The 9,784-nt window shown below is 41.4% G+C and carries 10 protein-coding genes and 1 pseudogene; 6 read left to right on the top strand and 5 right to left on the bottom strand.

Annotated features, from left to right (window positions below):
• A partial coding sequence (locus ACED53_RS15730; RefSeq protein WP_371692877.1) for a hypothetical protein occupies positions 1-972 on the bottom strand: 972 nt, incomplete at its 3' end.
• 368 nt (positions 973-1,340) lie between these two features.
• Between ACED53_RS15730 and ACED53_RS15735 the strand changes: the two genes are divergently transcribed.
• Both ACED53_RS15735 and ACED53_RS15740 read left to right on the top strand, forming a co-directional pair.
• Complete coding sequence (locus ACED53_RS15735; protein ID WP_010432323.1) at positions 1,341-1,550, top strand: DUF3283 family protein; 210 nt, start codon at positions 1,341-1,343, stop codon at positions 1,548-1,550.
• 96 nt (positions 1,551-1,646) lie between these two features.
• Positions 1,647-2,363: a YebC/PmpR family DNA-binding transcriptional regulator gene (locus tag ACED53_RS15740; protein WP_017099504.1), complete on the top strand. Its 717-nt coding sequence runs from the start codon at positions 1,647-1,649 to the stop codon at positions 2,361-2,363.
• A 179-nt stretch (positions 2,364-2,542) separates the two neighbouring features.
• On the opposite strand, the gene ACED53_RS15745 is transcribed toward ACED53_RS15740, so the two are convergent.
• Complete coding sequence (locus tag ACED53_RS15745) at positions 2,543-2,794, bottom strand: DUF2798 domain-containing protein (RefSeq protein WP_017099503.1); 252 nt, start codon at positions 2,792-2,794, stop codon at positions 2,543-2,545.
• A gap of 84 nt (positions 2,795-2,878) precedes the next feature.
• Here ACED53_RS15745 and ACED53_RS15750 point away from each other — a divergent pair, with 84 nt between their 5' ends.
• The 3 genes from ACED53_RS15750 (at position 2,879) to ACED53_RS15760 (ending at position 6,704) form a co-directional block, all read left to right on the top strand.
• Positions 2,879-3,781 (top strand): LysR family transcriptional regulator, encoded by a 903-nt coding sequence (locus ACED53_RS15750; protein ID WP_032498923.1) that lies wholly within the window; start codon positions 2,879-2,881, stop codon positions 3,779-3,781.
• 12 nt (positions 3,782-3,793) lie between these two features.
• Positions 3,794-4,669, top strand: a complete 876-nt coding sequence (locus tag ACED53_RS15755) for an NAD(P)-dependent oxidoreductase (protein ID WP_017099501.1) — start codon at positions 3,794-3,796, stop codon at positions 4,667-4,669.
• Between the two features lie 424 nt (positions 4,670-5,093).
• Entirely contained in the window at positions 5,094-6,704 is a 1,611-nt protein-coding gene (locus tag ACED53_RS15760) for a methyl-accepting chemotaxis protein (protein WP_017099500.1), read from the top strand.
• Positions 6,705-6,902: 198 nt separating this feature from the next.
• On the opposite strand, the gene ACED53_RS15765 is transcribed toward ACED53_RS15760, so the two are convergent.
• The gene (locus ACED53_RS15765; protein WP_017099499.1) at positions 6,903-7,817 is read right to left on the bottom strand and encodes a LysR family transcriptional regulator; all 915 of its coding nucleotides are present in this window, start codon (positions 7,815-7,817) and stop codon (positions 6,903-6,905) included.
• Between the two features lie 127 nt (positions 7,818-7,944).
• Between ACED53_RS15765 and ACED53_RS15770 the strand changes: the two genes are divergently transcribed.
• A complete protein-coding gene (locus ACED53_RS15770; RefSeq protein WP_012601271.1) occupies positions 7,945-8,382 on the top strand; it encodes a carboxymuconolactone decarboxylase family protein in 438 nt (145 codons plus the stop codon).
• A gap of 105 nt (positions 8,383-8,487) precedes the next feature.
• Here the strand turns inward: ACED53_RS15770 and ACED53_RS15775 are convergent, their stop codons facing one another.
• On the bottom strand, positions 8,488-9,273 hold the full coding sequence (locus tag ACED53_RS15775; protein WP_017099498.1) for a hypothetical protein: 786 nt from the start codon (positions 9,271-9,273) through the stop codon (positions 8,488-8,490).
• Between the two features lie 80 nt (positions 9,274-9,353).
• A pseudogene (locus tag ACED53_RS15780) lies at positions 9,354-9,784 on the bottom strand (hypothetical protein); the annotation flags it as partial.

The following is a 9,784-nucleotide window of genomic DNA, read 5'->3' on the forward strand; positions in this document are numbered from 1 at the left end:
ACTACTTCTTCTTGAAGATAAAAGCGGCTTTCCCCGGAAAGCCGCGATGAACCATTTAAAAGATGATTCGTGTTTTATAAGCTGCTCTTGTTCAACCTTAATTTTGTCTGCATAAGCGGCCGATAGACCAGCTGTCATAGCGGAAGGAAGTAGCGAAGATATTTTATCAAGAATAGCTTTCTTTTGTGATTCCGCCGTGGCAAAAAATTCTTGTTTTTGCTTATTAAAATCATCGTCGAAAGACTGTAGAGTTTTCTCTTGGTTCTCCTTAGATTTTACGACAGCAGCATTTAAATTTGATAGGTCTTCTTTGATTTTTTGATAGCTAGATTCAAGCGTCTTTTGCAACCCATCAACAGCTTTAACTTCACCACCTTCGTTTTCAAATGTATAACCGAATATCTCTTTATGGATTTCTGAAATTTCATTTCGTTCATCAGCCGCGTTACTTAACAGAGATTTCAATCTCTTTGAGAGCGTTTCCGATGTTTCCACTTGTTCTGTTATTGACGTTATTCTATCTGCTAGTAGTTCTTTCTCGTCTGCTAACTTTTCCAATTCAACTAAAGTGCTATCAATAGAGGCTTTCGTTTCTCTATATTCTTTTTCGTTGCTGGAGATACTTTCTAAAAAAGTCGCAGCATCTTTTTCAAAGCCCTCTATTTTCTCGAAGCTGTCATGAATACTAATCTTAAAACCATCAAACTTTTCTTTATCTTCTTCGATAGCTTTTGCTATGTCGTGAATCGTCTGTAGATGCGCTTCTGATTGTTTTTTGATTGATGTGACTTTGTTTCTAGCGCCAACAACTTTTGAGTAATGTTCGGGAGCTGATTTTTCTAACTGACTTAACGACTCTTGGGTATCGGATAGTTTTTTCTCTAATGATTTAATTCCATCCCAAAGGTATTCTTTTTCTTCTGCTAGTTTCTTAGACAGTCTTTGTTCGGCAGGTTCATACATGAACGACATATTTGTTACCCTAGTAGTCGTATAAAATTATACTCACTATATATATGGGTATTTATTTATTGTTCAATGTTGATATTCAACTTTTTTAATATCTCAGTGGTACCATCACACAAATCTAAATTTTGGCACTATCCGAAATTCGTTTGTGAGATGCCAACTACCAAACACAACAAGCTAACCTTTCAAGCCTTTGTTTTTCGATTACAGCCACTCTTCAGCCAAACACTATTTCCCAAACTAGCTTGACCTGCATCAGCGACTTGCTGCTTTCTCGTCCTACAACCCCCACTATTGCTCATAGTATTGGTTTTATGAGGCTGCTCTATGATATATTTCTCGGCCAAGCGTATTACAGACGAAGGCTAATAATGTCTATCAACCTTTCACTCCTTCCACCCAGTGAGAAAAATAAAATCGAACTGGATAAGCAAGCATCGTTTCTTGTATGGAAACTGAAGCAAGCGAAATGTGGCCCTGAAGCCATTGTTGAAGAAGCAATGAAGCTAGGTGATCCAGAAGAAAAGGCTTGGTTTGAGCAGTCTGTAGAAAAATACAAACGGGTAATGGGTGTCGCATAAACGCAGATAAACCTTACCCAGCAAAGCTGTTGAATTGAAATGACACAGTAATTTGCTAGAATTTGCACCGTTAATTGAATCAGAGAGAAGATCCCGATGGGAAGAAGTTTTGAAGTGCGCAAGGCCTCAATGGCGAAAACTGCAGGCGCAAAAATTAAAGTTTATTCTAAATACGGTAAAGAGATTTACGTACTGGCTAAGAACGGCAGCTCTGACCCAGACATGAACTTACCTCTTAAGCACCTGATTGCTAAAGCGAAGAAAGACCAAGTACCCGCTCACGTTATCGACAAAGCGATCGATAAAGCGAACGGCGGCGGCGGTGAAGACTTCCAACCAGCTCGTTACGAAGGTTTTGGCCCAGGTGGCACAAGCGTAATCGTTGACTGTTTAACAGACAACGGTAACCGTACTTTCCAAGACGTTCGCCAATGTTTCGTTAAAACTGGCGCGAAAATCGGTGTTGAAGGTACTGTTTCTCACATGTTCGCTCACCAAGCTGTATTCCAGTTTGCAGGCGAAGATGACGAGATCATCCTAGAAACGCTAATGATGGAAGACGTAGACGTGACTGACGTTGAGCTAGAAGACGGTGTTATCACTGTATTCGCTCCAACGACTGAGTTCTTCAAAACGAAGACAGCACTAAACGCTGCGTTCCCAGACCTAACGCTAGACGTTGAGGAAATCACTTTCGTTCCTCAAACAACTACGCTAGTAGCTGAAGAAGATTCTGAGAAATTCCAGAAGTTCTTAGACATGCTTGACGACTGTGATGACGTTCAGCAGGTTTACCACAACGCTGAGCTGTAATATCAATCTATAATTGATAGCTTTGCTCTTGTGAGTAGAATGTAGAATACAAAAAACCGAGCCTAGTGCTCGGTTTTTTTATGGGCGTAATTCAGACGTTTATCCGTGAGCATGACTCTTTGATCGCAGCCCCTTGATGGCAGCTTCTAGATCATAGCTCCTAGAACATAAGCCCTTGATCATCGTTCCGTGATCTCAGGCACGCAAAGCGTTCTCGGGCGACAAATCCATGCTGAGAGTTTTCTGATCAAAGGAAGTACGGTGAGGTTGAGCGTGATAGCACACGGCCAAGCAATGAAAAAGCTTTGTAGCCAGATTGGCGGCCACTCGGGGCTGAATCCCATTTTGTAGCCAGAAATTAACCCAGACATGATGGTCGCCATGGTCAGGGAGGATAAAATCGCGGTTACCCAAAATTGTTTGTTGTTCATACTGTGTTCTCCCGTGATTTTCTGTTGTTGATGAGATAAGGTTACATCTATCCATTAATGAGAAAAATAGGCACATATAGAAGTATGAATTCCATATTTGGAAATATTGATGATCTGTTCTTATTCTGCGCAGTGGTTGAAGAGGGCTCTTTGCTATCGGCCTCTAAACGGCTGCAATTGCCTGTGTCGACCATGTCGCGTCGGTTAACCGCATTGGAAGATCGCCTGAATATCCGACTTTTAGAAAAGAAAGGTCGTGAGCTGGTGGCCACCAAAGACGGTGAGGCGGCCTTTTCTGCACTGAGCAGCGGCATGGAGTCGATTCATCAGGGCTTTAATAGCTTGCTAGAAGAGCGTGACGCTATTCAAGGCAAGATAAAGCTCGCCGTGCCTCATAACTTCTATAGTGGCTTTTTAAGGTCGATGGTAGAGCAATTCCTCACTCAATATCCGAGCGTTCAGCTCGACCTTACCTTGAGCCAGCAACAGTTTATCCCGCAGACCGACCGTGACTTACTGATCACGTTTAAGATCTCAGAGATGGAAGGCATGATCGCTCGTCCACTTTTCAAAGCCAAACACGGATTTTTCGCGAGCCAAGAATACTTAGATTCGCGTGAGACGATTGAAAAGCCGGACGACCTAGAGCTTCAAGACTGGATCAACGTTGATGATGTGTTTGATATGCCGCTCTACAAATCCGACCGCTTGGAACAGATGATCACGATTAAACCCAAGTTTATTGTCAACGATATTCATGCGGTGGCGGCCGCAGCGCAAAAAGGTTTGGGGCTTGCTTCATTGCCTTTTCGTCATGTATCCCCTGAGATGAATTTGATTCAAGTGCTCCCTGAGTATCATCGGGGTGATCGCCAAGCGTATTTAGTGTACAAAGAAAGAAAATATCAGCCAAAGGCTTTGACCCTGCTTATTGATGCGTTGATTGAGAGTGTTCGATCTTTTCATAGCGATGACTTGGTCAAATAAAAGGAGAAAGAAATGAAAGTAAGTTTTATCGGGCTAGGCGTTATGGGCTTCCCAATGGCAGGCCACCTAGTCAAAGCCGGTTTTGAAGTAACGGTGTTTAACCGCACTCACAACAAAGCATTAGACTGGGCTGATAAACACCAAGGTAAAACGGCAGAATCTGTGGCTGAGTGTGTCGCAGAAGCTGACGTGGTATTGGTTTGTGTAGGTAATGATGACGACGTACGCAGCATGACAACCAGCGAAACAGGCGCATTGGCAGCAATGAAGCCAAACGCGATTCTTGTCGACCACACTACAACGTCTGCTGTGCTGTCTGAAGAGCTTGAAGTGGCAGCGAAGCAAGCTGGTGTTCGCTTTATGGACGCGCCAGTGTCTGGTGGCCAAGCGGGCGCAGAAAACGGCGTGCTAACCATCATGTGTGGCGGCGAACAAGCGCTTTTCAACGACCTTCAACCTGTGTTCGAAGCTTACGGTAAGTCGTCAGTTCTGATGGGTAAAGTCGGCCAAGGCCAACGCGTAAAGATGGTCAATCAGATCTGCATTGCAGGTGTATTGAATGGTCTTTCTGAAGGTTTGGTACTTGCAGAGAAATCAGGTCTTGATATCCCAACTCTGGTTGATTGCCTTAAAAATGGCGCTGCCGGTTCATGGCAGATGGAAAACCGCGCGACCACAATGGCGCAAGATAAATTCGATTTCGGCTTTGCCATTGATTGGATGATCAAAGACTTAGGTTTCTGCCTAGATGAAGCAGAACGCCAAGGCATCCAACTTCCTTTGACGGAAAAGACCAACAACGCCTACAAGACACTGTCTGCCCAAGGACAAGGTCGCATGGATACATCAGTATTGATGAAAGCTGTAGTTGAAGAGACGAAAAAGTAGAAGAAACTAAGAAATAGAAGAGTTTGAATAGTAGACGAGATTAAGTAGAGAGACTAAAAGTCGTCGAAGCTTCGTTCTGTTTTGACAAAATAGCCGCTAACTAGCGGCTATTTTTTATTTTTAATCAAAAAGAAAAATAACATATTTTTCAACAATGTAAGTGGTTGTAAGCTTGTTTTGGTTGAAAGTCCATCAGCACCGTTCGTGTGCTGCGAGATCTGTATCAATTTCACTTCACTCTATGCTGTGAATTGTTTAATTGTTTGAATTATATTGCCATTTCATTACAAAATAGTTGAGAAATAATCACTGACTGAACTGGTCTATTTAGGTGGTTGACTTATAAGTCAATGATAAAATAATAAAAAAACGTGATATGATCGTCATTGTTAGTAAATTCCCATGCATTATTTTTCAGGATTATATGAAATCAATATCAACAAAGCTTCTTCTAGTTCCACTGCTCTTTTCTATCTTTTTAGTTGTAAGCAACTTAAAAAGCGAAGCTACCTCAAATGAGGTTATGGACAGTTTTCACTCTGTGTACGAGGACCGAGTCATTCCGTTATCTGATTTGAAAAGCATTTCGGATTTGTATGCGGTAAGCGTGATTGATGCGGCGAATAAATACCATGTGGGAATGATAGAGCAGGCGGCTTTTTATTCTGGTGTTTCTGTTGCGATGAAAGAGGCTCATGAGCTATTCCTTCATTATCTGGCAACGCAGCTAACAAGAGAAGAAGAGGGGTTGGCAAAAGAGCTTCAACTTAAAATAGATAAGGTAGAGCGAGAAGTACCATTAATTCTTGATAAACATAGAAATATGATGATTGATGATTCTGAGATGATCACTCAGCTTTATCTCCTTGTCGATGATATGGGAGGTGTTCTTGGTGAATTGATCTCATTGCAATTGGACGTCGCTAAGGAAGAATTAGCCCATTCTGATTCAGTTTTAGAATCCAACTCTTCTTTCTCATGGTGGTTGGTTCTTTTTTCTTCTATCGTTGCTTCTGGTTCATCTTATTTCCTAGTGAAAAGAGAATTGAGAAATTTACCATTGATCGTAAATTGGATTAAAGCCCTTGAGAATGGACGTTTATCGGACGTTAAGTTGAAAGAGGGTGGAAATGAGCTCGACACTATTTCAGATTCTTTGTCTCAACTGTCTGCAAAATTGAATGATATCCTGTCACAGGCAGGTGTAAGCATGAATTCAATTAACCAAAAGCAAGAAGAGTCTTTAGCTCTGATAGAGAGATCCCAGAGTAACTCTTTGAATGAACTATCATCGGTAGAGCAAATCGCGACGGCCGCGACTGAGTTATCTTCAACAGCGAGAGACGTTGCTGACAACGCACAAAGAGCTGAGCAGTCAGCAATGGAAGCGAATGACATTATTCAGCTAAGCCATGGAACATTGAAAAACTCAACTGACACGACAGAAGAAATTTCTGAATCAATATCAGAAACTCAAACGGTCGTGAATTTACTTAGAGAGCACTCAGAGCGTATCAGCAGTGTTGTTGAGGTAATTAAGAACATCTCTGAGCAAACCAACTTGTTAGCGCTTAATGCCGCGATTGAAGCGGCTAGAGCCGGTGAGCAAGGAAGAGGGTTTGCTGTTGTTGCTGATGAAGTAAGAGCTTTGGCTGGGAAAACTCAGCAGTCCACTATCGATATCCACGAGATCATTGCGCAGTTACAAGACCAATCTAAGCAAGCGGATGAATCTATGGTGAAAAACGTTGAACTGATGCGCTTAACAAAGTCTACGACTGATGAGCTTGCTCAATCTTTTCATTCGATATCAGAAAAGGTTTTAAGTATTTCAGAAGTGAATGCCATCGTTGCTACGGCATCAGAAGAGCAAAGTGCCGTTACGACAGATATATCGACACAACTTGAAAATATGAACGTACTGGTTCAACAAAATATTGAAGGCATTGATCAATCAGCTCAAGCAAACCAAAGCGTTGTTGAAGTAACGAAAGAACTCAATTCAGAACTAAGCTTTTTTAAGTTAGACAAATAACCAGTCGATGCTAGTGTGCTTTTTCTTTAGAAATTAAGCCCCCTTGATTTAGATGTAATAATTGAGACCATGACAAGATAGCCGCCATTGAGCGGCTATTTTTTTGTCTGGTATATGTGCTATCGAACACATTTCGCGACTGATCCACATCGATGTACGGGCAAAGCGGCGCCTGTAATCTAGTTAGACTACGTGAGATTAATGCTGCGGAACGCGCTTCAAAGACTCTAACTTTTCAACTAAAAAATCAATAAACAAGCGTACATGAGGTCTTGGATATTGAGTATTCTTATATATTGCGAATATTTCGCCACTCCCTTGCTCACTGTGCATTGAGGTCCATTGAGGGAGTAACTCCCTTAACTGTCCATTTTCTAAGTACGGTTTTAGCATCCAGTCAGACAGTAAAAGAACGCCAACTCCGCTAAGCGCAGCATGTAAAAGAGGTGAGCCGCCTTTTGATATCAAATTGCCTGTCACTAACACTTTTTTGTTAACTGCATTTTTCTTAAAGTACCAATAGTTTTTTTGCCGTTCATGGCTTATCAGCAAACAGTTGTGATCTTGCAACTCTTCGGGTTTATCGATAGTTCCGTACTTTTCAATATACGACGGGGCTGCGACCAATGATGCGTTATTGGTCAGTAGATTACGAGCCTTGAGTCGACTGTCTTGTGGTGTACCAATACGGATAGCGACATCAATATTTTCACTGTTTAGATCGACCACGTTGTTATCCAGCTCTAACTCAACTTGTATTTTAGGGTACCGCTCAAGGAACTCTGGAATTAATGGAGTAAGGCACAGGTTACCAAAGCTTTCAAAAACGGAAACTCGCAGTACCCCTTCAGGGGTACCTTGATCACCTTGCATTTCTTCTAACAATCTATTGCTATCTTGTAATATTTTGGCCGATTGTTGGTGAAAATATTGACCTTCTTCAGTCAGCATTAGTTGTCGTGTACTGCGTTTAAAAAGCGAAGATTTAATCTTACTTTCCAAGTTATCTATATTTCGTGCGACCGAAGAAGGAGCCATATTGAGAGCTCGGCCTGCCTGAGAAAAGCTTCCAGACTCCACGACTTGGTCAAATATTTTGATTAGCTCTAACATATGCCCACCTTTGCGTTTTGCGCATAACTAATTCGCATAATATGTGTATTCTGCTTATATTTCGAATTGTGCACAATGGCTCCGTCGCATTGATAGCGATATTCATTAATCAAATATAGGTGCCAAAATGTTAAAACGTATCGACCTCGCTCAAGTTCAACCTGACGCTTTAAGTGCAATGCTGTCTATCGAAGGCTATTTATCTGACGTGGCGTTATCGAGTGAACTAAAAGAGATGATTAAAATCAGAGCGTCAATCATCAACAAATGTGCTTACTGTATTCAAATGCACACAGCTGAAGCGTTGAAGATCGATATCTCTCAGCAAAAACTGTTTGCTCTCGCAGCATGGCAAGAGTCGCCACTCTTCAATGACACTGAGCGCGCAATTTTGACTCTAACGGATGAAATGACGCTGATTTCGAATTCGGGTGTTTCGGATGCGACTTATCAGCAATGTCTAAGCTTATTAGGAGATGAATTACTCGCACAGTCTATGATGCAAGTAATCATGATTAATGCTTGGAATCGCTTTGCACTTGCCACAAAAATGACTCACGGATAAAAATTAAAATCAGAACAAGTCCATGTAACTGAAGATCAAAAAAGGTTACAGGCTCTTGTGAGCTTGTAGCCTTCTAAATTAATTAGTTCTAGTGCTTTTTGTATATTAGAAATCAAAAGAAAGGCTGAAATCCCAGTAATTCCAATCTGAATTATTTAAATCAAAATGATGAGATAGATACGGTTTTACACCCCATAGATTGAGTGTGAAACCAAGGTTAATGTAGCTATCGGCCTGACTCTGTGTTTCACGATAATCATAGTCAATGTTTTTGAATGATAACTTATTGTAGTGCTGTTTATCATGGCCATATGAAGTTGATAAATTTAGCCAGTTATTAACTTCGTAGCTCGCACCAACTAACTTGTTCAAATAGATACGCTCGTGCCTGATTCGCGTATCCCAATTTGAACTTGAGAGATCTTGTCGATCGATGTATTGAGCGTCAAAGTTTGAGAAGAAAACGGTGTTTTGGTATTTGAAAGCTGAAAATATACCCGTGGTGTACACTCCCGTTTTATCTGTATTTCCACCAATGGAAGCTGATACCTCATTGTAGGCTTCATCAAATAAGAAGAACGAATACCCGAGTCCTATATCACCAAATTGGTCGGAGTCGACGGAACCAAATAAACGCCATTCATCATTGATATTGTGGGATGCATTAAGTGTAAAGACGTATTGGTTTGAATAGTCGCCTAAGAAGTTACTTTGGCTCATGGTGACGTCGAATGTTTGATTTACAAATTCGACATAGTCAAACGTGTCATCGGTATTTGATGCTATGTGGGTAGCAGTATAGGGTTCGGCACTGTAGGTGATGTTACTCGCGACTAAAATAGAAAGTGGAATAGTGAAAAAAATTACGTTGCGAAAGGCTTGTATAAGCAAAACAAATGTCTCGGTAAATGATGTCCCTATTATGGATAGAAGTAAGCCCTGTATCGGTCAGGGCTTACTGTTCATTTAAATTAGCCGCGAGCGTTCATTACGCGGTTTTTAAGTTGTTGAATGTTTTTCTTAAAGTTAGGGTTTGAACCAATGTGGCTCTTGATGTTGTCGACGGTTTGTTGAGCTACATCATTCAAGTAAATACCATCAATTCGACCTGACTCTCTGTCGACTGTAATGTGAATTTCACCGCCTTTAGTTGATTCGATGTAACCACCATCTGTACTGATGTCACCAGTGATGTGATTGACTAGCTTTCCGTTTTCGTCGTAAACCTTCACACCATCGTTATGGTGACGCTCATCAATGACGTAACCATCGATTGCATCGTGTGTTGTAATCATCCAAACGTTGTCACCTACTTTAGCTAACTGACGGCCATTGTCAGCGTCTGGCGTTGCTTCAATTGGGTTTGCTGGGTCGATTTGAATCGGGTGACCTAGTGTTGGTT

Source organism: Vibrio sp. 1F169 (assembly GCF_041439605.1).
In the GTDB taxonomy this organism is placed as follows: domain Bacteria; phylum Pseudomonadota; class Gammaproteobacteria; order Enterobacterales; family Vibrionaceae; genus Vibrio; species Vibrio tasmaniensis_A.